This is a genomic window from Streptomyces silvisoli (assembly GCF_029269905.1).
Classification (GTDB): Bacteria; Actinomycetota; Actinomycetes; order Streptomycetales; family Streptomycetaceae; genus Streptantibioticus_A; species Streptantibioticus_A silvisoli_A.
In genome coordinates this window covers 128541-151804 of record NZ_JARJBC010000019.1, presented here as the reverse complement: position 1 = coordinate 151804, position 23264 = coordinate 128541, and the positions used below count along the sequence as shown (strand labels likewise).

Genomic DNA, 23264 nt, shown 5'->3' with positions numbered 1-23264 from the left:
GTGTCATCACGTCACTGACAATGTGCGGGCTGTGCGGCATGGCGGCCTCTTCTCCGCGTACGACGCGACTTCCTACTGCCAGCGTCCGCCCACACCGCCCGAACCGGGATGGGCCGGAGGTCCCGGGGGCGCCGCGCGAAGGGAGGGTGACACTGCCGTTGCGCCACCCGGTCTCGAAAGAGGTGGGCAGGATGCCGGCGAGTGGGAGGGTCGCCGCGGGCAGCGGGTGCAGCGAGCTGTCAGCGAAGGGTGTACGGACCCGACGTACTCGGCCTGTGTGCAGGTAAGAGACAGCATCGCGATGTCTTGCCGAGCACGCGCTGATGGGCTGACGTGGCTGAACCGCAACCACGGCCCTGCAAACGGCCACCGCATGTCCGGTTGAGACCGCTGCTGCACTTGTTCACTCTCATCGGCACCCGCGTCGGAGCAATGCTGGAGACCTGTGGATCAGTTCCGACAGGAACGCGGACGGCGTACCTTCCCGAATGATCCATTGAAGGTCTCCGAGTAGGCCCGCGTTGCAGCGCGGGTCGGGAAGGCACGCCCTGTGCTCAGCGTAGTCACCGACGACGGCTCCACCCAGTCCGGCTCCCTGATCGACGAGATCGTCCGCGAGGGCGCCCGCCGGATGCTGGCCGCCGCTCTGGAGGCGGAAGTCAACCAGTACATAGCCGAGTTGGCCGCCGAGACCGACGCGGCAGGCCGTCGCCTGGTCGTCCGCAACGGCCACCATCGACCCCGCACCGTCGTTACAGCGGCCGGGCCGGTCGAGGTCACCGGCGAGCGCAAGCGGTTCTCCTCGAAGATCCTGGCGCCGTGGTGTCGCAAGTCCCCGAAGATCTCGGAGGTGCTGCCACTCCTCTACCTGCACGGACTGTCGTCCGGAGACTTCGTCCCGGCGTTGGAGCAGTTCCTCGGCGGCGCGGCCGGCCTCTCACCCGCGACCGTGACTCGGCTGACGAAACAGTGGAGCGACGACCACGCCGCCTTCCAGGACCGCGACCTGTCGGACCGCGACTACGTCTACGTGTGGGCCGACGGGGTCCACCCGAAGGTTCGGCTCGGCCAGGCGCACTCGTGTGTCCTGGTTCTGCTCGGCGTCCGCCTGGACGGCACCAAGGAGCTGATCGCGCTGGCCGAGGGGCTGCGGGAGTCCACCGAGTCGTGGGCCGACCTGCTGCGGGACTGCCGCCGACGCGGCATGCGCGATCCTGAGCTGGTGGTCGGCGACGGTGCCATGGGCTTGTGGCGGGCGCTGGCCGAGGTGTTCCCGGCCGCACGGCACCAGCGCTGCTTGGTCCACAAAGCCCGTAATGTCACGAACTGCCTTCCGAAGTCCGCCCAGCCCGGCGCGACGAAGGCGATGCAGGAGATTTACAACGCCGAGGACCGTGGCCGCGCCGAGAAGGCGATCGAGGCGTTCGCGAAGACCTACGGCGCCAAGTTCCCGAAGGCCGTCGCGAAGATCCCCGAGGACCGGGAGGAGCTGCTGGCGTTCTACGACTTCCCGGTGCGCCACGAGGCGCCACGAGTTCGAGCGGAGGTGAAAGACCATCGCCTCTTGGCCGTCGCAGCGGCCAGGTGAAGCTGGGGGCAGCCTGACCCGGGGGACGCCGGTGAGGGTGGGAAGCAGCCCCGACAAAGTCGGAACGGTCTGGTACTGCCAGACAGGCCGGGTCCGGTGAGCGAGACAGGAAGGTGTACGAGAGGAACCAGTGTCATAAAGCTCCTCAAACGTAGAACCCAGCTTCAACCTGGCGGATGCGGGCTGGGGCGCGGTGCGCACCCGGATTTTCGGATCCGGGGAACTCCCGAACCGGCTTGGGATGTCGGCAGGGAGGCCACGGTGAAGTACTGCGGCGTAACCGTTGGCGAGACCGCAGGAGCATAGCTGGACACCTCACCTGTCGATCGAACTCGTGGTGAACGTGGGAACCATCCGCGGTCGCCCTCTCCACCGGGCAGCCGGTCCGGTGGCGGGCAGGTCCGTCGCCGACTGACGGCCGTTGGATGGGGCGGAGGCCCCGTAGTAGTCCGAGCGCGCGAGAGGCGTGCACATGGCGAAGGGGGCCAGCAAGTCAGCAATCAAGATCCTGGAAGGCCAGGAGGGCGACGGTGAACACCGACGAGCTGGACTACGCCTTGATGAAGGCGGAGCGCCGGGTACTGGAGATCCAGTCGAAGTTGCATCGATGGGCGATGGATGATCCTCATCGCCGGTTCGACGATATTTTCAATCTCGTCTCCGATCCTGGCTTCTTGCTGGTGGCCTGGGACCGGGTACGGGGTAACAAGGGTGCACGCACGGCCGGAGTGGACGGACGCACTGCGACGTCCATCGAGGTCGGGCAGGGAGTCGAGGACTTCCTCGACGAGTTGCGGTCCTCGCTGAAGGACCGCAGCTTCCGTCCGTTGCCGGTGCGCGAGCGAATGATCCCGAAGGCAAATGGCACGTTCCGCCGCCTGGGAATCGCCACGATCCGGGACCGGGTGGTCCAGGCATCCTTGAAACTGGTGTTGGAGCCGATCTGGGAGGCTGATTTCCTCCCGTGCAGTTACGGCTTCCGCCCGAACCGTCGGGCTCATGACGCCGTGGCCGAGGTGCGTCACCTCACGTCCCGCTCGTATGAGTGGATCGTGGAAGGCGACATCAAAGCCTGCTTCGACGAAATCTCGCATTCCGCCCTTATGGAGCGGGTGCGGCAACGCGTCGGAGATAAACGCGTCTTGGCCCTGGTGAAGGCGTTCCTCAAGGCAGGCATCCTCGGAGAGGACCGTGTCTTGAGGGATACCGACGCCGGTACCCCGCAGGGGTCGATCCTCTCTCCGCTGATGAGCAACGTGGCTCTCTCGGTGCTGGACGAGCACATCGCCCAGTCCCCGGGAGGGTCCGGCACCAGTCAGACGGAACGGGCCAAGCGCCGCCGCCATGGTCTGCCCAACTACCGGCTGATTCGGTACGCGGACGACTGGTGTCTGGTCGTCTCGGGCACCAAGGCGCACGCGGAAGCCCTCCGAGAGGAGATCGCCGAGGTCTTGACCACGATGGGTCTGCGCCTATCACAGGAAAAGACCCTGATCACCCATATCGACGAGGGCCTCGTGTTCCTCGGCTGGCACATCCAGCGCCGCCGAAAGCGAGGCACGTCCAAGCAGTACGTCTACACCTACCCGGCGAAGAAGGCCCTCGCGGCCATCACCGCGAAGGTGAAGATGGCCTGCCGGATGAGCGTCAACCGACCGCTGGCAGCCCTGCTACATCAGCTCAGTCAGATGCTGCGGGGCTGGACCACCTACTTCCGGCCCGGGGTGTCCAGCGCGGCCTTCAACTACCTGCGCGCTGTGGTCTGGCGCCTGGTACTCGCCTGGCTGCGTCGCAAACACCCCAAGGCGAATTGGAAGGAACTCCGCCGCCGCTACTGCGACGGACGATGGTGGCCACACGACGGTGAAGTGAAGCTGTTCAACCCGGCCAAGGTACGCACCACGCGCTACCGCTACCGGGGAACGACCATCCCCACCCCGTGGGCCAGCACCACATGAAGACACCACACCCAGCGGGACTTGTGGAGAGCCCGTTGCCCGGAGACGGGCACGGCGGGTTCGGCGAGCGGCCTGGGGAAACGGATCGGGAGCAATCCCGACACCGCGCCCCAGGCCGACTCAACGCCGAGCACTGGATCCACTTGCGGACCACGAACCCCATCGAGTCGACGTTTTCCACGGTCAAGCTCCGCACCAAGGTCACGCGAGGTGCGGGCAGCCCGGCGGCCGCGCTCGCGATGGTGTTCAAGCTGGTCGAGTCCGCTCATAACCGCTGGCGCGCGATCACAGGCGCCCACCTCGTGCCCCTGGTCCGCGCAGGTGCACGGTTCGAGAACGGCATCCTCGTCGAACGCGAGAAGCAGGCCGCTTGATCGACTGAAGGAGCCGCCAGTCGACCAATGGCTGAGCCGACCATTCCTCAGTCAGGCCAGTTAGTCGGCCGGGGTCGGCGCGTAGCAGGTGCGAAGAACCGCGGTTGTCCACGGGGCTCCGTCGCTGCCAGCGACGTTGCCGATCAATCACTACGTGGCATAGGCGTTGATCAGTAGGCTGGCGCATCGACGGTCAGATCGTGTCGTCACGACGAGGGCGGGGGCGCTTCGTGTCGGATGCAGTGCTGAACATCGTGATCGGGCTGATCACGAGCGTAGTCAGCGGAGGGTCGGTATGGGCTTGGAAGCGTGTGAGCTCTGCCCGGATGTTGCATCAGAAGCAGGCGCTCCTTGGTCTACGGCCTGGTGTGCCGTGCGTCATCGTCCTGAACAGTCACTGGCAGATGCCCGACGTCACCGAGCACAGCGATGTCTACGCCATCATCGAGCTCGCAATGCTCGCTGAAGAGGCTCGATGTGCGTTTTCCCTCGTCGCCGCCGACGCACCCGAGCTGAATGGAGCTCGCACCGAACTCAGCATCGGGGGTCTGGGATCCAACCAGCGCAACGTTGAATACGTGGCTAGGCACCTGCCGGGCGTGAAGATCAATCAGCGTGGTGACTTCACCATCAGCGGTCAGCGCTTCCTTCACAAGCAGGGGCGGACGGACCACGCCCTGGTCGCGAAGTTCACGCCTTCCCAGTCCACACAGCCGGTCCTGATGATCATGGGACAGTCGGCGCTCGCAAATCGTGCTGCCGTGCACCTGCTCAAGCGCGACTACAAGCATCTGTGCAAGGAGATTGAGTCCCTCAACCGCTTCTGCCTCATGCTGCGCGTTGACTCGGCGGATACTTACGGCTACCAAGCCGTCGAAGTCGCTGCCGACCTGTCAGCTGTCGCCTTCTAGCGCTACTGCGCCCAGCGTCCCATGTCTGGCGCAGAGCCGATCAGGCACTCGACGTCAGTCGGGAAGCCAACGAGCGCGTAGGCGGTCAGGCGCAGGTGGCCCTCCAGGCAGACCAGGTTGTCCTGCCCCTCGCCTACGAGGATGAGCGGAGGAAATCGCTCACCTCTTCTGAGCGCGCGGGCTGCCTCGACGAATGGTTCGTTGGGCACGTCGAACGCCCGTAGCCCTGCCTTGATGCGTGCGGCCGCGTCGGTCGGCCGGCGGCTGCCACCCCACAGCTCCACCCAGTAGGAATAGCCGACGTAACGCACGTCGGCCGCCTCGTCGGCGGACAGAAGCGCCCTGTTCCACGTGACGTGAGTGGGGAAGTTCTCGAACAGGTCGCGGTTCTCGCCGTACCCGCGCGTCGCAGCGAGCAGAGCGCGACGTGCGAAGTTCGCCCCAGCGTCGGAGAGGTCCGGATACGTCAGCAACTGCTCGGCCTGTCCGCCTGCCGCCAGGTGGGACCGGAGGTTCTGGCCGAACCTCTTGCTGGACAGCTCGCCGCTCAAGAAGCAGGCGAGCATCTCGTCCTCACTGCTCACACCCAGTACCTGCACGACCGCCAGCATAGGATCGAACTCGTTGGGGAGCCGCAGCCTGCTCGCACGTCATCTCGTCCACAGGTCTTGACTATTGCTCCGCGTCGCCTGCATGGCACTTCGAGGGTCAGGTATGCGGGGTGCGTAGTGCGAGGATGGCCATGTCGTCGTGACCGTCGCTGGGGTGCTTGTCGGCCAACGCTTCCACAAGGTCTTCCAGGTGCAGGGAAGCGTGGGCCGTGGCCAGCGTGGCGAGTCGTTCCAAGCCCGTCTCTACCGACTGTTTGGGGTGTTCGACGAGCCCGTCGGTGAAGAAGATCACTGTGGTTCCTGGGGACAGGGAGTGGGTGTGGTCATGGCGTGGCTGGGTGGGGTCCACGCCGAACGGCAGGTCGGGCTCGGCGTCGAGATAAAGGGTGGTTCGGTCGGGGGCGAGCAGGAGTGGTGCGGGATGCCCAGCGGTGCTCCAACGCAGTTTCCAGCCGCCCTGTTCTTCGGGTTCGATGCGGGCGAGGCATGCGGTGGTGACGGGGTTGTCGGTGATGGCGTTGAGGGTTCGGTCAAGTTGGGCGAGCACGGCGCTGGGAAGGGCGTGCCGGTCATAGAGCAGGGCGCGCAGCATGTTGCGGACCTGTGCCATGGCCGCGGCGGCCTGGAGATCGTGCCCGACGACGTCTCCGATAACTGCCGCACAGGCTTGGTCGGGCACCAGCAGGGCGTCGTACCAGTCTCCACCGAGGTGGCCGGGGCTGGAGGCGGGGCGGTAGGCGGCGGCAGCTGTGAAGGGCGTGAGGTCGGGTAGCCGCGGTAGCAGCAGGCGTTGGAACTGTTCGGCGTCGAGACGGGTTTGCTCGTACAGGCGAGCGTCGTCGATGGCCAGGCCTGCGGCGCCAGCGAGCGCTACGATCAGGGCTTCGTCATGGGCATCGAACGGGCGTCCGTCGTGCCGCTCGGAGACGTACAAGTCCCCATAGATCGTGCCGCGGATGTCGATCGCGGCTCCGAGCAAGGTACGCATCGGTGGATGTCCGGGTGGAAAGCCTGCCGAGTCCGGGTGAGTAGAGATGTCATCGACGCGCAGGGGTTCAGGATGGGCGATCAGGCGCCCCAGAAGGCCGCGCCCTCGTGGGAGCTCTACCTCAGCCAGCTCGGTTCTCTCCTCGTCGGAGAGGCCCGCGGGGACGAAGAGGCCGAGGGACTCGCCATCCTCATCGAGCACTCCCAGGGCTCCGTAACGGGCACCGACCAGGTCCATTGCGGTGGCGACGATCAGTCGCAGCACGACGGACAGCTCCACGTCCCGGCTGAGGACGGCTTCATAGAGATCGTGCAACTGGTCCTGGGCTCGGGCGAGCGACCTGAGTTGCTCGGCGATCCGCTCCAGCTCAGCGCCCAACCGCAGACGCACCTCGGGAAGACGCGACTGTTGAGGTTCCTCCTGTTTCCCTGCCATCACGGATGTCTCGTGGCCTGACATTCGGTGTCCGTCGCCTTGAGCCGGTAAACGGTCCAGCGCTGGGATGACGCAGCCACCAGCTCCACCGAGTTCTGGACATAACGGCGTTTCCACTCACACCGCCGTTCACGTGAGCGATACACCCGGCCTCCTGACCGCGATCGAGCGTGATCGCAGCACGGTACGGATGGAGAGCCCAAAGGCGCTCAAAAGCAGCATGGCATACCTAGACAGACAAGAGTGACCCTCGAAACATTCTGTCTGGACATGAGAGCCCAGCCGCAGCCCTACCTGCGACGACTCGGCGACCGGCAAGCTCGGCTGTGACACAGGTGTCGGGGAGTCAAGTTGCCTTCATGCGCGGCTCGAGTTCGGCCTCTCCCCTGTCCTCGGCCCGATCTGCTACGCCCGATCACACCCGTAGTACCTCGGCCAGGCCGCAGAAGAACTCATCCGGCTGCCCTACTCCGAGCAGGCCCAGCGCATCGTCGACGAGGAGGTCGCGCGCCTGCTGCGCCAAGCCGAGAACGTGCCACCGCCCTGCTACGCGATCACCGACCCGGCCTCGACGCGCTCGCCGACCTCCTGGTCGCACGTGAGAGCGTCTCCGGCTCCGCCGTACTCGACGTACTCCGGCAGGAAGAGCGCGAGAAGGGGCGTGCCGAAGATCGAGTGCGGGACACCCACGTCATCGGGCATGACGCCCCTCGGGACGTTACGAACCCACTGGCGAGGGCCCAGAGGCATGGCGCCAGGGGATGTGGGGGGCAGTCAGGTGACATGGGGAACTTCGAGGATCGAGAGGGCTGCGCGGATCATCTGGTGGGTGAAGCCCCACTCGTTGTCGTACCAACTCATGACCTTGACCAAGGTGCCGTCCACGACACGGGTCATCGCGGCGTCCACGATCGCGGCCCGCGGGTCGCCGACAATGTCGGTGGAGACGATCGGTTCCTCCGCCACCCCGAGGATCCCCCGGTAGCGGTCACCCGCCGCCTCCTCCCGGAAGACGTCGTTGACCTCCTCAGCGGTGGTCGGATGGGCCGTGACCAGCACGACGTCCGCGATCGAACCGACCGGCACCGGCACCCGGATAGCCACGCCGTCGAAGCGACCTGCCAACACCGGAACCACCTTGGTGGTCGCGAGCGCCGCTCCCGTGGTGGCGGGCAACATGTTCACGGCACCGGCCCGGCCGCGCCGGAAGTCCTTGCTCGGGCCGTCGACGAGCTGCTGGGTGACGGTGTAGGCGTGGACAGTGGACATGACCGCCCGCTCCACGCCGATGCGGCGCTCCATCACTTCTACGACCGGGGCGATGCAGTTGGTGGTGCAACTGGCGCAGGAGACGATCTGTTGCTCGTGGGGTACCTGGTTGACCCCGTGAACTACCGTGGCGATCGTCTCGGTACGCGCGGGCGCGGACAGGACGACCCGGCGGGCCCCCGCAGTCAGATGCCGCTTCAGCTCCTCCTCACGGCGGAAGGCGCCCGTGCACTCGAAGACCAGGTCGATACCGAGCTCGGCCCACGGCAGCTCGGCCGGGTCGCGCTCGCTGTGGACCGGGATGGTCCGACCGTCGATGACCAGGGCGTTGCCATCCGTGGCGACGAGTTTCGGGTAACGCCCGTAGACGCTGTCGTAGGCGAGCAGGTAGGCCAGGTTGTCCACTGGGACGAGGTCGTTGACCGCGGCGACCTCGATGCCTTCGACATCCTGCAAGATCTTCAGCGCCACGCGCCCGATTCGACCGAGCCCGTTGATGGCGACCTTCGGCATGCGACACCTCGCTCCGCATGAGTCGGGCACCCCGGAACCCGTTGCCTTCGCTGACACCGGGGGCCACCGAAGTGGCCAGCGGCGCTACCTGGCGTAGACGTGCTCGACGAACTCCGCGACCTGGTCGTCGGTGAGGTTCTGAGCCACGTCCGCCTCGCTGATCATGCCGACCAGTCTCTTGTTCTCGATCACCGGAAGCCGCTTGATCTGATGGCTCTCCATCTCCTGCAGCACGTCGCTGACGTCAGCACTCGCGTCGACCCAACGTGGGGTTCCCTCGCACAGCTCGGCGCACCTGGTGCTGGCCGGGTCATGGCCCATAGCCACGCACTTCACCACGATGTCGCGGTCTGTGATGATGCCGCACAGCCGCTCGTTCTGGTCGCTGACCGGCAGGGCACCCACGTTGAGCTCCCGCATCAGCTGCGCCGCGCGGTCAAGTGTTTCCTCGCGGTATATCCACTGGACGCCAGGGTGCATGATGTCCTTCGCCGTGGTCATCGCCGCCTCCTGCCTGGGTGCGCTTCGTGACGATGCAACCGCCGCTTCCATGCTTACCCAGCGCGGGAAATCACGCGAGCGTACCGATCCAGTGAGCCCATGGCCCGCGTAAGTTAGCCAGCATCAGGAGCCGTGTTTCGGAGACCGCCGTCCACCCTCCACGTTGCTCGGGCACTGCGCGACAGTGGGTTCGAGGGGTTTGAGAATTGGAGGATGAGGGGCGGCTACCACGGCTACGGCGCGCCTGGCCCGGTGGAGCTGGTACAGGCGGTGCGCGCCGCTGGCGTAGCGGACGAGCGCGTCCTCGAAGCGATGCGCCGCACTCCGCGTGCCGCTTTCGTTCCCACCGCTCACCAGGCCCTGGCGTACCAGGACGTGCCGGTCCCCCTCCCCCACGGCCAAGTGACCACCCAGCCCTCGCTCACCGCGCAGATGATCGCGGCCCTGAAGCTGTCCGGGACCGAACGCGTGCTGGAGATCGGCACCGGCTACGGCTTCCAGACCGCGCTCCTCGGCCGCCTCGCGGCCGAGATCGTCAGCGTGGAGCGGTGGCCGGACATGGCGGACGAAGCCCGCCGCGCCCTGTCTGGGCAGGGCGTCGAGAACGTCGATGTCATCGTCGGCGACGGCACGCTCGGCGTGGCTGCCCGCGCTCCGTACGACGCCGTGGTCGTGTCCGCTGCCTTCCCCCGTGTGCCGCCGCCCCTGGTCGAACAGCTCCGAATCGGCGGACAGCTCGTCCAGCCCATAGGCCCGGGCGGCCGGGAGGAGGTCGAGCTGTACGAGCGAGGCCCCCACGGCCTGGCACGTCGACGGTTCATCACCTCCGCCCGCTTCGTCCGCCTCTACGGTGAGCACGGCTACCCGCCTTGATCAGGCCGCACGCATCGCGCGACAGCCGCCCGCCGCCCCGCCACCGGTATCGGCGTTGCCGGCCGACAAAGCCGATGACCGCGTCGTCCCTCCGGGAGCGCGGCCCCTGGCCCTCCGGATTCGCAACCGCCCATGTGCCATCGGCTGGCCTTCGACCGGCTCGTCACGGCTAATCTGGACAAGTGCCTGGTGACACGATCACGGTGTCTCTCTGCGGCGATGTCATGCTGGGCCGTGGCATTGACCAGATCCTGCCGCACCCCGGCGACCCCGCGCTCGAGGAGAGCTACATCCGGGACGCCTGTGCCTACGTCGAACTGGCCGAGGCGGTGAACGGCCCGATCCCCCGGCCAGTCGACTTCTGCTGGCCCTGGGGAGACGCCTTGCGAATACTGGGCGAGGCCGCCCCTGACGCCCGGGTGGTCAATCTGGAGACCAGTGTCACGCGAAGCGACGAGTTCGCGCCGGGGAAGGGGGTTCACTACCGGATGAGCCCCGCCAATCTGCCCTGTCTGGCCGCCGCGCATCCGGACGTGTGCACGTTGGCGAACAACCACGTGCTGGACTTCGGACAGCGAGGGCTCGAAGAAACCCTCGGCACCCTGGCCGGTGCCGGGCTGCGGACCGCCGGAGCCGGACGGGACGCGAGAACGGCACAGCGCCCCGCGATCGTACCGGTCCAGGGAAACCGTCGCATCCTGGTCTTCTCCTGCGGGACGGCGTCCAGCGGCATCCCCCGCGACTGGGCAGCGAAGGAGAAGCGCGTCGGCGTGGACTTCGTGGCGCGGCCGACGCCTGCCGCCGCGGACCAAGTGGTCGAACGAGTACGCCAGCTGAAGCGGCCGGACGACATCGCGATCGTCTCGATCCACTGGGGCGCCAACTGGGGCTACCAGATCTCCCACGACGAAGTCGGCTTCGCGCACACACTCGTCGATGGAGGCATAGATGTGGTGCACGGGCACTCCTCGCACCATCCCCGCCCAGTCGAGGTGTATCGAGGGAAGCTCGTTCTCTACGGCTGCGGCGATTTCATCGACGACTACGAGGGCATCACCGGCTACGAGCAGTACCGCGACGACCTGAGACTCCTCTACTTCGCGTCACTGATGGCGGACACCGGCACCCTCACCGACCTGCGCATGACAGCCCTCCAGGCCCGGCGGATGCGACTGGAGCGCACCTCACGCGAGAACCGCGAATGGTTGCGAGTGACCCTCGATCGGATCAGCCGCGGATTCGGTTCGCGCGTCGATTCCACGCACGATGGCACACTCACCCTGCGATGGTCGTGAAGGCATCGAACCTGGCCAGCGGCCGATGCCCGACACGACCACACGAACATGGCATGGCATGGCATGCGAGTGGGAGAGCCTCAACGACTATCCGGTGGGCCCGACCGGTCGATCATTCAGCGAGGCGGTCGGTGCAGGAAGGGGGCCTGGTCAGCGCTTCCTGGAGGATCCGGTGGGCGGTGACGCCGATCCCGGTCGGCAGCATGCGTGGGCCGCCGGAAACGCACACCCTGGGCGGACCTGGGCTACCTTCCGGGTTACCAGCTCGTCGACGTTCGGCACTGCGCGTGGTCCCGCTCCTCTTCATCGCCAGGGGGCCGAATTCCCAACCTCGCGGCCCACGGAGCACCCGTCCTTGAGCCGATCGTCCCGTTGTCCGGTGACGGTCGGCCTGTCCCCGCGGTGCGAATGCGGAGCGACCATGAAGGTGACCCGGCGGCCGGGCCCGCGCCTTCCGAAGGGAGATTTCGGTGAATGCGCCACCCACGATGAACGACGCGCACGTGGCGGAGCTGGTGCGTGATGCGACTGCCGCCCCTTCCATGCACAACGCGCAGCCCTGGCGGTTCCGCTACTCGCGCGGAAGCGGTGACTTCCGCCTGTACGCCGACTTCGACCGGGCCATGCCGCACTCCGACCCCGATGCTCGCGCCCTCCACCTGGGATGCGGCGCGGCCCTGTTCAATCTGCGGGTCGCCGCCGCCAATGCCGGATGCCACCCGGATGTCACACTCCTGCCCGACTTGGGGGACACGGCGCTGTTGGCGACCGTGCGGCTCATCGCCCCCCGCGGCGATGACGTCGCTCTGGCGCTGCTCCACCCGGCGATCCACGAGCGGCACACCAGCCGGTACCCGTTTACAGAGACCGAGATCCCCGCCGGCCTGCGCACCGCCTTGACCGATGCTGCCCGCCAGGAGGGTGCCACGCTGTCCTTCCCCTCCTCCTGGCACCTGCGCTTGGTCGAAGAGCTGGCCGAAGACGCCAGGGCGCGCGATCTCACCGACCGCGACCGGCAAGCAGAGCTGGAACGGTGGACCCGCATGGGGATCGCCGAGGCGGACACGGCCACCGACGGCGTTCCGGACTACGCGTTCGGGCCGCGGCAGCGCGGGGGCAGGGCACCCATGCGCGACTTCTCCGGCGGCAGGCCGACAGCCGACCTCGGATCCACCCCTTTCGAGAACGACCCCCACCTGGCCCTGCTGAGCACCGACGGCGACCGACCCCGGGACTGGCTGCGCGCGGGCCAGGCCATGGAGCGCGTCCTGCTCCTGGCCACGCTGGAGGGGCTGGCCACCTCGTTCTCCACCGAGGCCCTCGAATGGCCCGACCTGCGGTGGCCCCTGCGGGATCCGGTATCGGGGACGGGGTGTGTACACACGATGCTGCGCCTGGGGTACGGCCCAAAGGGCCCCACGGTGCCGCGCAGGCCCGTGCGGGACATCCTGACCATCGAGGACTAGGGAAGAGTCCTTTCGGCGAAGGCCTCGACCGGCGCAGCAAGGCGGCGGGAATGAGCCGGTCGGCCACCTCGGCGCGGCGGTTTGTGGTCGCGCATCCAGGCGTCGGCGGCCATGAGGTCGATGGTGGTGGACAGGTAGTAGTGGGAGATCTCGTGCTTGGACCGGCTCATCAGGTCGCCGAAGGCGCGCCGCGTGGCTGCCGCGCGGTCGGCGGAGGTGCCAGCCTGTTCGGCGGGGCGAGTGGGCGCGGGCTAGGTCGTCGTGGTGGCTGGCTGGGGTGTCTCGACGCGTGCTGCCTTGCGGACGTCCTCGGCGCGTACGGTGCCGCCTGCCCCGCTGCCCACCGGATGCGCGGCGTGGTCCACATCGGCCCGGGTGATCGAGCCGTCGGGACCTGTGCCGTGAACGGTTGTGAGGTCCACGCCCTGCTGGGCGGCCAGGCGCCGGACAAGGGGTGAGTGCACCTGAAGTGGTGAGCGTAGGGAATCGGCAGCTCGGCACCGCACACCTGCTCCACCGGAGCGTCCAGCTCGTAGAAGGCACCCTCCATGATCCGCGCCGAGATCTCGACGGCGAGACTGCCCGTGCGCCATGCCTCGTCGATGACGACCGCGCGGTGGGTATGGCTCACCGTTCGCCCGCCCCTCGGGCTCGGCGCCACAAGCACTCTTGCCGGGGTCAGCCCTTGATCTCGATGTGGCGCGGCTTGGCGGCTTGAGCCTTGGGGACAGTTACCGTCAGTACGCCGTCGGTGAGGGAGGCACTGATCTTCTCGGTTTTCACCTCGGAGGGCAGCAGCGCCCGGTACTCGAAATGCCCGGTGCGGCGGGTAGCGCGGCGCAGTGTGCCTTCACGCTCGCGCTCCTTGTACTCCCCGGTGATGCACAATTCTCGTTCACTGAGCTGAACATCGATATCCTGCCGCTTGATGCCGGGCAGCTCAACCTCGATCACATACGCCTCATCGGTCTCCTGCATGTCCGCCAGCGGCACCCAAGCGCCCCGGACAGCCACCGACGGCACGGCGGCTGCTGACTCCAAGAAGCGATTCATTCGATCGAACAACTCGTCGAACTCGGCCGCCATCGGCTCGCCCAAGCCGGGGATCCGCTCCAGCACGTGGCCTGGCCGGTGTCGCACGGGATGGGTCATCACGGCTCACCTCCATCACACTGCGGCATTCGGGTCACCTCCATGCTGTACCGAGCCCGCTCACCTCGCGACTCGGGCGCACGAGGGCGCGTTCGGTTCGGCCCGGACACGCGGGCGCCATGCTCGCCCGTGACTACGAAACCCACCCACACCGCTCCGAAGCCGTGATCCACCTCGCGATGATCGACCTCATAAGCCGACGCCTCGCCCGAGAATCCACCCCGAACTGGCGTGACGCCTGGCCCTCGAACCAAACACCGCCCCGGGATAAAACGCTCTTTCACGACCCCAGCTTCACCGGTACGAAGGCCCGACGGTGCGATCACACACTGGATATCATGTGTCGCCGTAGTATCCGCCCCAAAACAACGCGCCTGACGAGCGAAAACGTTGTGGTGGTCAGTGGGTTGCGAACCTCTGACCGGGTCCGCCTCCGTCCCGGGAGATCGTCCGGGAGGTCGCAGTTGGGGTGAGAATACGAGCGAAACGTGCCACGGGCTCGTGGCACGTTTCGCTCGTATTCCGGTCTCCCCCGGTTGAAGATCAACACCGCCGCGAGCGTATCGCTTGGGCTCTGCTGGCCAGATGCCACCCGGCTGTGCGACCAGCGTCAAAAGGCTGCGTGCGCTGCGCGAGGCTCGCCGCGCGGCGCGATCCGGGTGACGTTAACGATCGCGGCGCCGTGGTACCCGCCGTAGTTTAGCGAGTACTTGTTGCCGTGGTTGGAGGCGTTCACCGGCGATATGTAGCCGCTGTGGCGGCCTCTAGGCACCAGCGCTCGTTGTCCTGAGCGTGGCTGCCTTGGTTGACGTACTCCCAGGTGTCCATAACCGCGCCCTGGCCGCCCCAGCCGTGAGCCTCCAGGTACATGCCGCTGACCTCATACGTATGTATGCTCTGGCACTTGTTGACCCCGGCGGGCTGCGCCGTGGAGGCGCGCGATGCTCCCGGCCGATAGCGTCCCGAACACGACGACCGCCGCCACGACGGCGCCTATCTTTCTGACGAACCGCATGCTGTTCCCCTCCTGGACACGCCCGGTCGGCGCGCCAATACATTGACCGACCGCCGGGGACGGGTGTCCCGTCCTCCTGCGCTGTGCGCAGGTTTCTTGGCTCGGACAGAAGTGCCATGTCGGCCTGTATGGGTGGCATTGACCCGGAGTGCAATGTTCTTGGCATCATGTGCACAACAGACCAAGGGGGGCGAGATGGGCTGGGCCGAGTTACAGACGACGGACGTGCCGAAGGCGGAGAGGTTCGGCTGGTGGCGCGACCTGCTGATGCAGGATCTCGCGCCCGCACACATCGCCAGTGAGCACCGCGACGACTTCCCGGCATCGACCGCTGCGTTGGAGCTCGGGCCCGTGAACGTGTCCGTCCTGTCCTTTCCGACACTGACTGCGGTTCGCACCCCACAGTTGATCCGGCGGTCGGATCCCGAGTTGTGGGAGCTGGGCTACATGGCCAGCGGGATCATGGTGCTGGAACAGGCGCGTAGCCATGCTCAGGTCGGGGCGGGCGACTTGCTCCTTTACGACACGTCGCGGCCGGTGCAGATGCGGGTGACCGAGGGCGGCCGGATGACCATCCTCCACCTGCCCAAACCTGCGGTGCCGCTTCCGGACCGGTCGATGCGGGACCTTCTGTCGCGCAGACTTCCCACGCACGGCAGCGGTGCCCTACTCGCGGGATTCCTCCAAGGACTGGCAGGCGGCCAGTGGAGCGGGCTGGAGGCCGAGCGCCTCGGATCGGCCGCAGTCCAGCTCGCCTCCGCGTTTCTTGGGGGCCTCGCGGACCGGGAGGGGTTGCTGCCGCCGGAGACCCGGCAGACCGTGCTCCTGCACGGTGTGAAGGCCTTCATCGAGGCACACCTTATGGACCATCACTTATCGCCGCAGACAGTCGCGGACGCCCATGGCATCTCGGTGCGCTACCTGCACCATCTGTTCCGCGGGGAGAAGCAGACCGTGAGCGCCTTCATCCGGGAACTGCGGCTGGAACGGTGCCGCACCGACCTGACTCAGCCATGCCTTGCGAAGCACCCTGTCAGGGCGATAGGTGCGCGCTGGGGGTTCGAGGACGCCGCGGTGTTCAGCCGGGCGTTCAAGGCGGCCTTCGGGATGCCCCCTGGGGAGTACCGCAGGCTGTTGGGAGTGCGTAGAAGTCCGTGCGATAACCCCTGACGGCCACCAGTGCGACGAATCAATACGCCGCCTGGGTGTCATGCTGGACGACAGCGACCAGGTGAGCGTCATCGGCGCAGTCTGGTTGAGGTTGCGTTCCCGTCATCACAAACCGGGCAGCGGAACCCACTGGATCGGCTATGTTCGGCGCCGGGCGAACCACGCGGTCGAGCAGGGGGGTACGGCATGTCACAGGAACCGTGGGCGGAGCTGGGAGAGACGGTCGGTGCGATCCGCGCCGAGCTCCAGCGCGCCATGCAAGAGGGTCAGGACGAGCCCTTGAAGTTCAGGACCGGCCCGGTGGAGCTTGAGTTCACCCTGGCCGTCAGGAAGGAGATCGGAGCCCGGACCAAGGTCTTCGTCCTCCCCTGGACCGGTGAGGCTCACGGGGTGGCGAACGTGGACCGTACACATCGGATCAAGTTCACTCTGCAGCCGGTCGACGCCGATGGCGAGGACGCGAAGATCTCCAGCAGCGTGGACGAGCTGCCGGAGTAGGCCGATGGACCGGGCGCGGATCATGGAGATCTGGAATCCAACCCGGAAGGAGAAGAACTTCGGCACCGGCTACCTGGTGTCCGATCAGCTTTTGCTCACTGCCTACCATGTCGTCGAAGACGCTGCGGTCCGCAGGGAGATCAAGGTCCGGCGCCTCGACTTGGAGGGCCGCACCAGCTGGGTAACAGCCGAGTTGATATGGCCCCCGCACCCCGTCGACACTACCGCGCACCCTGAACGAGACGGTGCGCTGCTTCGGATCGCGGACCCGGCCTGGCAGCCTCCCCGGGCGGCTCCGGTGCGGTTCGGCCGGATCCGCGGCGGCGACCGCGTTCCATGCCTCGGGCTTGGCTTCCCCGACGCAGTCGTGGACCGTTCCAGACCGAAACGGCGCGACACCATGCCGGTGCGGGGGCACGTGGATCCGCTGCACGCCATGAAGTCCGGCATGCTCACCGTGCACGTCGACTCAGGGGTCGTCCCCAAGGGTCTGTCTGCGGGGTCGAATTGGAGCGGCGCGTCGGGGACGGCCCTGTTCTGCGGGCCGCTCCTTGTCGCGGTGCTGGCCACGGACAAGAAGATCTCCGACACCGCGAATGTCCTGGATGCCGTCCCGATCAGCGCGCTGGCCGCGCTGCCTGGCTTCGCACAGGCCCTGGCCGACCATGGTGCCCACTGCGTCATCGAGGATGTCCCTGGGCTACAGTCGGAGGAATACCCGGACTCGCCGTACCCGTCGATCGCCATGACACCGATCTCGAGGAAACAGCGCGTCCGGACCGTGCTGGGCTCCGCCGTCGCGGGCGGTGTCGTGGCGGGGGTAAGCGTCTTCCCCTTCCTCTCCCCGCGCCAGCCCATCGCCGCCTGGCTGCCAGCCCCGGTGGCCGGCGGCGCGCTCACGGCGTGGGCCGTCCCGCTGTTCCGTCGGCCTCGGCGGTCCGGATCGGCCCGGGAAGCTGCACGCCAGGATTTGGCGGAGATCGTGCGGCGACAGTCGAGCGAGCGGCGGCGGCAGCTCCTCGGCGGGGACACGATGGCCATCAACATCACCTACAAGACACTGCCGGATGTTGGCCGAGGACCCGAAACCGCTTGGCCGCACGGCGACTTCCTCAGCATCGCCCGCTTCCTGGACGCCCTCAGGCCCAAGCGGCTGGTCATCACGGGTGGACCAGGATCGGGAAAGACCCTCCTCGCCAACGAACTCGTCCACCAGCTCCTCACCCGCGCCTCCTACCCGGGCCCCGTACCCGTACCGGTCGGCCTCGCCGGCTGGGACACCGACGTCCCGTTCACCGACTGGCTCAGCACCGTCATGGCCCGGGAATACCTCAGCGGCTCCGAGACCAAAGCCCGCGACCTCCTCGCGTCAGGACGGATCCTGCCGGTGCTGGACGGCCTCGACGAGATGGACGAAGCCGGATCGGACCAGCGCCACGCCATCGCCGCGCTCACCCAGCTCAACCAGTTCGAAGGGCCGCTGGTGATCACCTGTCGAGCAGCGAACTACATCAGGCTCAGCGGTGGCGACGACCGACTGCTCGACTGCGCGACGATCCAGATCAACGATGTATCCCCGGCAGACGGCTGGCACTACCTCCACCAACGCGCCTACAACACAGCCCGACTCGCCGGGCTGGAGCCCGAACTGGCCAAGCCAGAAACGGTTCTCGGTGACCTGCTCACCTCCCCCTGGATGCTCACGCTGGCGTCCCTCACCTCCCAGTCCGACGCCGGGGCCGCGGCACTCCGCTCCTTCATCGGCACGCCAACCTCCACCGACGGGCTACGACAATTGCGCGACGAGCTCCTCAACCAGCTCGTACCAACACTGTGCAAACCCGACCCCAAAGGAGTGCCACAGCCCTACGCCGACGACTCGGCCGTGACACGCTGGCTCCGCCTGCTCGCCGCCAACCTGCACGGCGGCACCACAGCACCGGCCGACCCGGGCAGCGCGGAGGGCGGCCGTGACCTGGCAGTCCACCTGCTGTGGCCGCTCGCCGGCCCGCGCGCCGCCCGCTATGCCGCCGCCGGGCTCACCCTGGCATGCTGGCTGCCCGCCTTCGTCCTGCTGACCATCTGCCTCCGGCAATGCCACCAACTCCCCTTCCCCGGCCTCCCGTTGCTGCTCCTCCTCTCCCCCGCACCGTTCCTCGCCGCCTGGAGTGCACGGGCGCGGCACATCCAGCCTCGGCGGATCCTCTTCCAGCGCCTGCGAAGCAGGCTCGGCTGGCGCAGGATCGGCCTCGGCGCGCTCCTCGGCTGGGTGCTGCTGCCACCGCTCACGCCGCTGTTCGGGGTGGCGTACGCGCTCGCGGTCGCAATCGCTTTCACGCTGGTCTTCGGCTTCGGTCTTGCCCTGTCGGTACGGGCGGACATCGACCGCCGGCACCTGGTGGCCGGCGGGCTGCCCACCGCCCTCGTCCTGGCCGGGGCCGCCGGGTCCCTCGTCGGCACGCTCGGCGACTTCATCGGGGTGATCGCAGGATGCGGCGCCGGTGCGCTGGCCCTGGCGGTAGGCGTCCCGCTGGGACTGCGGGCCGCCCGGCGCACCAACGGCGGCGACCCCGACCCCGACCCGCCCGGGGTGCCCACCCCCCTCTCACCGCTGCGCAACGACGCGACAGCCGGGCTGATCGCAGGCCTCATCGTGACCGGCCTGACCCTGTACGCCACGCTGAACATCGAGTGGTTGCGGGTGGACTGGCCGCTGGCCGTCGCCACCTCCCTCGCCTGCGGCCTAGCCGCCGGGCCCGGCTTCGTCGCAGACGTCACCCGCCAGTACGCCGGCGTCGTCCTGGCCACTCGCGGCAAACTGCCTTGGCACCTAGTCGGGTTCCTCCGCTGGTGCCACCGCGTCGGCCTGCTGCGTTCCGCTGGCACGGTCTACCAGATCCGCCATGACGAACTCCTGGCCTGGCTCCAGCACGGAGCGGGCGTTTGATTTATTGTCTTGTGTATGCCTAGTAGGCGCCTTGCCAGGTGGGTGCGGTCTGGACCGTTATGCGCTGAGTGAGGTTATCGATCGAAGCGATGTGAATCATGGCCTCGGAACTGGCGGGAAGCGTCTCGTAGTCGGGGCCTTCGAACTTGAGCAGCATGGTGGCGCCGAAAGCCTGACTTGTCGTCACCTCGATGAGACTCTTACTGGGGCGGCGCGGCACCCCGTAGTGGCCCGAGATCGAGGCGTTCATCCACACCGGGCACAGCAACGCCAAGAGCGAGGGGATCAACCCCGGATCAAGCTCGCCGCCCGCAACACGTTCGAGTTCCTTGCATTTTGAGTTCCCGGTCACTCCAAGCGACATGGGCCGGTCGGGAGCAGGATGGATTCCGCGGTTCTTGGGACAGCGGGGCGGCCTCTGCATGATCATGTCTTCTCACCACGAGTTGACAGCTGATCAGGCAAAGGCCGTGATGCAACTCTTCCTTTCCCCACGGGCCGGTGTCGATGCCCTGCGCGAACTGGCAGCGTTCCGAGGCCAGTCGCGCACTTGTCTGTACCGTCGGGGCGATGCGCTGTTCGAACTCGCTGATGCGATGCTGTGCACCGCCGGCCCGGTGCAGACGCCGGTCGAATTGCCGCTGGAGCCGGAGTTCCTCCGGCGGCACAGTTCGGTGTACGACGCGCTGCACCACGGTGGGATCTCGGCGGCGGCTGCGGAAGGTGAGGACAACCGACCGTCACAGCCCGCAGCGTTCGGCGCATACGTGACGACGGCCGATCCGGACACCGTCTACCGGCGTGCGGTGGCCGCCGGAGCGGAGATCACCAACGAGCTGCACGAGACCGACTACGGTTCACGCGACTTCACCGCCGTGGACCCCGAGGGCAATCTCTGGCACTTCGGCACCTACCGGGGGTAGCCCCGTACAGAGCCGACCAGAAGCTGAATCGTGGCCGAGACGCCGTGGACCGGCTGCGACGTGGAGGGCGGGCACTGGGGTCCCCCTTTCGGCCATTACGAATCTCATCGAAATCATTCGACGACCGCGCCGGCATCGGGTTCGCTTCCGCCAGTTCGGCCCAGCCCATCCGGCCCCCTCGGCCTGTTGTGCCCATGTTGTCAAGAACGTTGCACCCTGGGTCAATGACACGCACACAGGCCGACGCGATACTTCTGTCCGAGCCACGAAACCTGCCCATCCACGGCATTTGCCGTCCCACAACGGCGTCGCTCCACGCTCCATTGCAGCAGTTCAGGAGGTGTGGCGTCCCGAGAAGGTGCCATCTGCCCGAACGCCTCTCGTCCTCCCACCCACCGTCGGCCACCGTGGTCGGCGCAACCCAGAGCCCAGCGGTAAACGGGGTCGGTGCTGTCGCACTGCGGCCAGCCGACGGGGCGCGGGAGGCGCCGTCCAGGACGTCGCGGACTATCTCCTGGACGTCGACGGCTTGGTCAGTCCGCGGGCGTGGGCGGGCGGCTGGATCACTTGTGTGTATGAGACCCGACGGACGAAGGCAGGAAGCGATGAAGACCAGCAAGACCGTTGCCCTCACAGGCCTGCTCGGCGCGGCCCTCGCCGTGACCACGGCAGTGGCCGCGCCGGCCACTGCCGCCTCGGCGCACCAGCAGACACAGGCACACGCCATGGTTGCGTGTGCCTACTACGACGGGAACGACGTCACTTCACGCGGGGACACGGGCAAGAGGGTCCAGGAGGTCCAGTGCCTGCTGAACTACTGGGGCTACAACGTCGACGTCGACGGCGACTTCGGCCCGGCCACCGAGCAGGCGGTGAGGGCCTTCCAGGCCAAGCGCCACCTGCGTGCCGACGGCATAGTTGGCCCCAGGACCTGGAAGGCCCTGCACGGCAACTGACCCAGAGGTCGTTTCCAAACCTGAAGAAATACAGGTCAGCGACAAGCCTGAGGACCACCGGAGAAGTTGTCCCGTAAACCAGGACGGTAGGCCGCCGCCGGAATCAACCCGTGTTTACCCCGAGCTCGGCCGTCGGGACGACGACGATGGCGCCGCCCAAGATCCAAGGTCGGAACGGGGAATCACGGAGGTCATTCCTTAACCGTCCCGCAACAGCGTCACGCCATGCCGCGTTGCGGCAGTTCAGGAGGTGAGGCGTCCCGAGAAATCACCAACTGACCGAACACCTCTCGTTCTCCTGGCAACTGCCGTGCACCGTGGTCTGCGCAAGCCAGGGCTCAACGGTAAACCGCGCAGCCTCACCACAAGGAAAGGATGATCGAGTTATGAACGTCCGCAAGTGCATGACCGCCCTCGCAGCCACCACGACCCTCGCAGGGCTTTCAGCCCTGTGCCTGACAGCACCCGCCCAGGCGACAGCGGCCGGTCCGGCCGTCGCGGCGTTATCGGGCGCGACAGCCACCGCGCCGGCCAGGGTTGCCGTCGCGAACGCAACTGCCGGCGCCGTCAGGCCGTTCAGCGGAGCAGCCGGGGTGGGCGCCCCGGCCCGTGCATCCGCCGCCCGGCCCGACGGCGTTATCAACTACAGCTGCGGACCCACCATCAACGTCAACGGGACCACCAACCGGCACCTGGCGACCTCGAAGCCCATTGGTGACACCGCCTGGAGCCGCCTCGAGTACGGCTACGACAGCAAGTACGGCACGGTTTACTGGGCCCACGTCTGGCGGGCCCCCAAGAACAGCGTCGTCTGGCTGGACTGGTCCGACGACGGCAAGCACAACTGGCACCGGTGCGGCCCCTACTGGGTCGACGGCAGCCAGGGCGCGCACGATCGTTGGACCTGGGCGGTGAACTGGGTCCATGGGCGGGAGTTCCGTTCCTGCGCCAACGTCCCCAGGCTTCCGCGTCTCAACGGGTGCACGGTCTGGAAGCCATAGGCCGCTGTCCGCGGTCGACAACCTATGCACCGCCCCATGCCGACTGCAATGCCTCGTGAGCAGGGAGTCTCACCCCGCTGCCTCCCGCTAGCGTCTGCCGAGGATTTTTGTTGCATGCGGCGGCACAGGGCTGCGCAACAACGCGCGGCCCCCTGAATCTCGATGCGTGGCTGGCGCCGGGCACTCAGACGGGGGAGGGGTGCGAGCGCACCGTCGGCACAGGGCGTCCGGCGCCAGCTTCTTCCATCACTGAGCGGTTAGGACCGCACACCGGTCCACCCCGCACCGTCCTCATCCACACTGAAGGAGCACACCATGATCCATCGCAAGGGCATCGCCGCGGCGGCCGCCACTCTCGCCCTCGGCACCGGCCTTGCCATCGGTGCCCCGGCCCAGGCCGCACCGAACGCGCCCGCCGCCGGCTGGCACCTCCTGTGGAGCGACAGCTCCCATGGAGCGAAGTCCTACTGGCCGACCCCGGACTTCGTTCCGGACGTCAACAACCTCGAGGTCAACTTCGGCTGCTACGGCCACGACGGCGCCACGATCAAGGCCCAGATCGTCCGCACGCGGGACAAGCACGTCGTGAAGACAGCGGGCGTCAACGGGGGCTACTGCAACAACGGCCAGCAGTACCGGCTCGACGTGGCCGAGAAATTACGGGCGGGCGAGGCGTACTACCTGCGCCTCACCATCCACGGCAAGAAGCACACCATGTACGCGAAGGCCTGGACCTACCACTACTGATCCGCATTCGGTGTTCCGCCCTTGCGGGGGAAGGGCGGAACACCGCACCCGCTCACCCGCACATCACAAGGAG

General features: G+C 67.2%; 21 protein-coding genes and 4 pseudogenes. 15 read left to right on the top strand and 10 right to left on the bottom strand.

Going from position 1 to position 23264, the window contains the following annotated elements; genetic code table 11:
* Positions 1-550 precede the first annotated feature (550 nt).
* The 4 genes and pseudogenes from P3G67_RS26535 to P3G67_RS26520 form a co-directional block, all read left to right on the top strand.
* Positions 551-1522, top strand: a pseudogene (locus P3G67_RS26535) (IS256 family transposase); the annotation flags it as partial.
* A 596-nt stretch (positions 1523-2118) separates the two neighbouring features.
* Complete coding sequence (gene ltrA / locus P3G67_RS26530) at positions 2119-3546, top strand: group II intron reverse transcriptase/maturase (protein WP_276095759.1); 1428 nt, start codon at positions 2119-2121, stop codon at positions 3544-3546.
* 125 nt (positions 3547-3671) lie between these two features.
* Positions 3672-3920, top strand: a pseudogene (locus tag P3G67_RS26525) (IS256 family transposase); the annotation flags it as partial.
* A 230-nt stretch (positions 3921-4150) separates the two neighbouring features.
* On the top strand, positions 4151-4831 hold the full coding sequence (locus P3G67_RS26520) for a hypothetical protein (protein WP_276095758.1): 681 nt from the start codon (positions 4151-4153) through the stop codon (positions 4829-4831).
* A gap of 2 nt (positions 4832-4833) precedes the next feature.
* On the opposite strand, the gene P3G67_RS26515 is transcribed toward P3G67_RS26520, so the two are convergent.
* The 5 genes from P3G67_RS26515 to P3G67_RS26495 form a co-directional block, all read right to left on the bottom strand.
* Positions 4834-5442, bottom strand: a complete 609-nt coding sequence (locus tag P3G67_RS26515; RefSeq protein ID WP_276095757.1) for a hypothetical protein — start codon at positions 5440-5442, stop codon at positions 4834-4836.
* A gap of 97 nt (positions 5443-5539) precedes the next feature.
* Positions 5540-6814: a PP2C family protein-serine/threonine phosphatase gene (locus P3G67_RS26510; RefSeq protein ID WP_391858354.1), complete on the bottom strand. Its 1275-nt coding sequence runs from the start codon at positions 6812-6814 to the stop codon at positions 5540-5542.
* 597 nt (positions 6815-7411) lie between these two features.
* Positions 7412-7567 carry a hypothetical protein gene (locus P3G67_RS26505; protein ID WP_276095755.1) on the bottom strand — a complete coding sequence of 52 codons (156 nt, stop codon included), beginning with the start codon at positions 7565-7567 and terminating at the stop codon, positions 7412-7414.
* Between the two features lie 72 nt (positions 7568-7639).
* Positions 7640-8647, bottom strand: a complete 1008-nt coding sequence (gene gap, locus P3G67_RS26500) for a type I glyceraldehyde-3-phosphate dehydrogenase (protein WP_276095754.1) — start codon at positions 8645-8647, stop codon at positions 7640-7642.
* A gap of 84 nt (positions 8648-8731) precedes the next feature.
* A complete protein-coding gene (locus P3G67_RS26495; protein WP_276095753.1) occupies positions 8732-9148 on the bottom strand; it encodes a CBS domain-containing protein in 417 nt (138 codons plus the stop codon).
* Positions 9149-9361: 213 nt separating this feature from the next.
* Between P3G67_RS26495 and P3G67_RS26490 the strand changes: the two genes are divergently transcribed.
* The 3 genes from P3G67_RS26490 to P3G67_RS26480 all read left to right on the top strand — a co-directional run bounded on the left by P3G67_RS26490 (position 9362) and on the right by P3G67_RS26480 (position 12782).
* Complete coding sequence (locus P3G67_RS26490; protein ID WP_276095752.1) at positions 9362-10021, top strand: protein-L-isoaspartate(D-aspartate) O-methyltransferase; 660 nt, start codon at positions 9362-9364, stop codon at positions 10019-10021.
* 182 nt (positions 10022-10203) lie between these two features.
* Positions 10204-11316, top strand: coding sequence for a CapA family protein (locus P3G67_RS26485; protein WP_276095751.1), 1113 nt, complete (start codon positions 10204-10206; stop codon positions 11314-11316).
* A 488-nt stretch (positions 11317-11804) separates the two neighbouring features.
* Positions 11805-12782, top strand: a complete 978-nt coding sequence (locus tag P3G67_RS26480) for an Acg family FMN-binding oxidoreductase (RefSeq protein WP_276095765.1) — start codon at positions 11805-11807, stop codon at positions 12780-12782.
* Here the strand turns inward: P3G67_RS26480 and P3G67_RS26475 are convergent.
* The 4 genes and pseudogenes from P3G67_RS26475 to P3G67_RS26460 all read right to left on the bottom strand — a co-directional run bounded on the left by P3G67_RS26475 (position 12779) and on the right by P3G67_RS26460 (position 13934).
* A complete protein-coding gene (locus P3G67_RS26475; RefSeq protein WP_276095750.1) occupies positions 12779-12952 on the bottom strand; it encodes a hypothetical protein in 174 nt (57 codons plus the stop codon). The two genes, P3G67_RS26480 and P3G67_RS26475, sit on opposite strands and share 4 nt — an antisense overlap.
* A gap of 81 nt (positions 12953-13033) precedes the next feature.
* Positions 13034-13246, bottom strand: a complete 213-nt coding sequence (locus tag P3G67_RS35900; RefSeq protein ID WP_313881338.1) for an E3 binding domain-containing protein — start codon at positions 13244-13246, stop codon at positions 13034-13036.
* A gap of 23 nt (positions 13247-13269) precedes the next feature.
* Positions 13270-13413, bottom strand: a pseudogene (locus tag P3G67_RS26465) (transketolase C-terminal domain-containing protein); the annotation flags it as partial.
* 47 nt (positions 13414-13460) lie between these two features.
* The gene (locus P3G67_RS26460; protein WP_276095749.1) at positions 13461-13934 is read right to left on the bottom strand and encodes an Hsp20/alpha crystallin family protein; all 474 of its coding nucleotides are present in this window, start codon (positions 13932-13934) and stop codon (positions 13461-13463) included.
* Positions 13935-14056: 122 nt separating this feature from the next.
* Between P3G67_RS26460 and P3G67_RS26455 the strand changes: the two are divergent.
* The 4 genes and pseudogenes from P3G67_RS26455 to P3G67_RS26440 all read left to right on the top strand — a co-directional run.
* A pseudogene (locus P3G67_RS26455) lies at positions 14057-14173 on the top strand (IS5 family transposase); the annotation flags it as partial.
* Positions 14174-15081: 908 nt separating this feature from the next.
* On the top strand, positions 15082-16119 hold the full coding sequence (locus tag P3G67_RS26450; protein WP_276095748.1) for a helix-turn-helix domain-containing protein: 1038 nt from the start codon (positions 15082-15084) through the stop codon (positions 16117-16119).
* Positions 16120-16305: 186 nt separating this feature from the next.
* On the top strand, positions 16306-16617 hold the full coding sequence (locus tag P3G67_RS26445) for a trypco2 family protein (protein ID WP_276095747.1): 312 nt from the start codon (positions 16306-16308) through the stop codon (positions 16615-16617).
* A 4-nt stretch (positions 16618-16621) separates the two neighbouring features.
* Positions 16622-19564, top strand: a complete 2943-nt coding sequence (locus P3G67_RS26440) for a hypothetical protein (protein WP_276095746.1) — start codon at positions 16622-16624, stop codon at positions 19562-19564.
* A 19-nt stretch (positions 19565-19583) separates the two neighbouring features.
* Here the strand turns inward: P3G67_RS26440 and P3G67_RS36170 are convergent, their stop codons facing one another.
* Positions 19584-19928: a hypothetical protein gene (locus tag P3G67_RS36170; RefSeq protein ID WP_391858352.1), complete on the bottom strand. Its 345-nt coding sequence runs from the start codon at positions 19926-19928 to the stop codon at positions 19584-19586.
* A gap of 34 nt (positions 19929-19962) precedes the next feature.
* Here P3G67_RS36170 and P3G67_RS26430 point away from each other — a divergent pair, with 34 nt between their 5' ends.
* From P3G67_RS26430 to P3G67_RS26415, 4 genes are all read left to right on the top strand, one after another.
* On the top strand, positions 19963-20487 hold the full coding sequence (locus tag P3G67_RS26430; RefSeq protein WP_276095745.1) for a VOC family protein: 525 nt from the start codon (positions 19963-19965) through the stop codon (positions 20485-20487).
* Between the two features lie 605 nt (positions 20488-21092).
* The gene (locus P3G67_RS26425) at positions 21093-21443 is read left to right on the top strand and encodes a peptidoglycan-binding domain-containing protein (RefSeq protein WP_276095744.1); all 351 of its coding nucleotides are present in this window, start codon (positions 21093-21095) and stop codon (positions 21441-21443) included.
* A 386-nt stretch (positions 21444-21829) separates the two neighbouring features.
* The gene (locus P3G67_RS26420) at positions 21830-22444 is read left to right on the top strand and encodes a hypothetical protein (protein WP_276095743.1); all 615 of its coding nucleotides are present in this window, start codon (positions 21830-21832) and stop codon (positions 22442-22444) included.
* 315 nt (positions 22445-22759) lie between these two features.
* Positions 22760-23191: a hypothetical protein gene (locus tag P3G67_RS26415; RefSeq protein ID WP_276095742.1), complete on the top strand. Its 432-nt coding sequence runs from the start codon at positions 22760-22762 to the stop codon at positions 23189-23191.
* Positions 23192-23264: the final 73 nt, after the last annotated feature.

Excerpts from the sequence above, each read along its gene's own strand:
- P3G67_RS26515 (WP_276095757.1), bottom strand. The coding sequence starts at position 5,442 with ATGCTGGCGGTCGTGCAGGTACTGGGTGTGAGCAGTGAGGACGAGATG.
- P3G67_RS26505 (WP_276095755.1), bottom strand. The coding sequence starts at position 7,567 with ATGCCCGATGACGTGGGTGTCCCGCACTCGATCTTCGGCACGCCCCTT.
- gap (WP_276095754.1), bottom strand. The coding sequence starts at position 8,647 with ATGCCGAAGGTCGCCATCAACGGGCTCGGTCGAATCGGGCGCGTGGCG.
- P3G67_RS26495 (WP_276095753.1), bottom strand. The coding sequence starts at position 9,148 with ATGACCACGGCGAAGGACATCATGCACCCTGGCGTCCAGTGGATATAC.
- P3G67_RS26490 (WP_276095752.1), top strand. The coding sequence starts at position 9,362 with ATGAGGGGCGGCTACCACGGCTACGGCGCGCCTGGCCCGGTGGAGCTG.
- P3G67_RS26480 (WP_276095765.1), top strand. The coding sequence starts at position 11,805 with ATGAACGACGCGCACGTGGCGGAGCTGGTGCGTGATGCGACTGCCGCC.
- P3G67_RS26475 (WP_276095750.1), bottom strand. The coding sequence starts at position 12,952 with ATGAGCCGGTCCAAGCACGAGATCTCCCACTACTACCTGTCCACCACC.
- P3G67_RS26460 (WP_276095749.1), bottom strand. The coding sequence starts at position 13,934 with ATGACCCATCCCGTGCGACACCGGCCAGGCCACGTGCTGGAGCGGATC.
- P3G67_RS26445 (WP_276095747.1), top strand. The coding sequence starts at position 16,306 with ATGTCACAGGAACCGTGGGCGGAGCTGGGAGAGACGGTCGGTGCGATC.
- P3G67_RS26440 (WP_276095746.1), top strand. The coding sequence starts at position 16,622 with ATGGACCGGGCGCGGATCATGGAGATCTGGAATCCAACCCGGAAGGAG.
- P3G67_RS36170 (WP_391858352.1), bottom strand. The coding sequence starts at position 19,928 with ATGTCGCTTGGAGTGACCGGGAACTCAAAATGCAAGGAACTCGAACGT.
- P3G67_RS26425 (WP_276095744.1), top strand. The coding sequence starts at position 21,093 with ATGAAGACCAGCAAGACCGTTGCCCTCACAGGCCTGCTCGGCGCGGCC.
- P3G67_RS26420 (WP_276095743.1), top strand. The coding sequence starts at position 21,830 with ATGAACGTCCGCAAGTGCATGACCGCCCTCGCAGCCACCACGACCCTC.
- P3G67_RS26415 (WP_276095742.1), top strand. The coding sequence starts at position 22,760 with ATGATCCATCGCAAGGGCATCGCCGCGGCGGCCGCCACTCTCGCCCTC.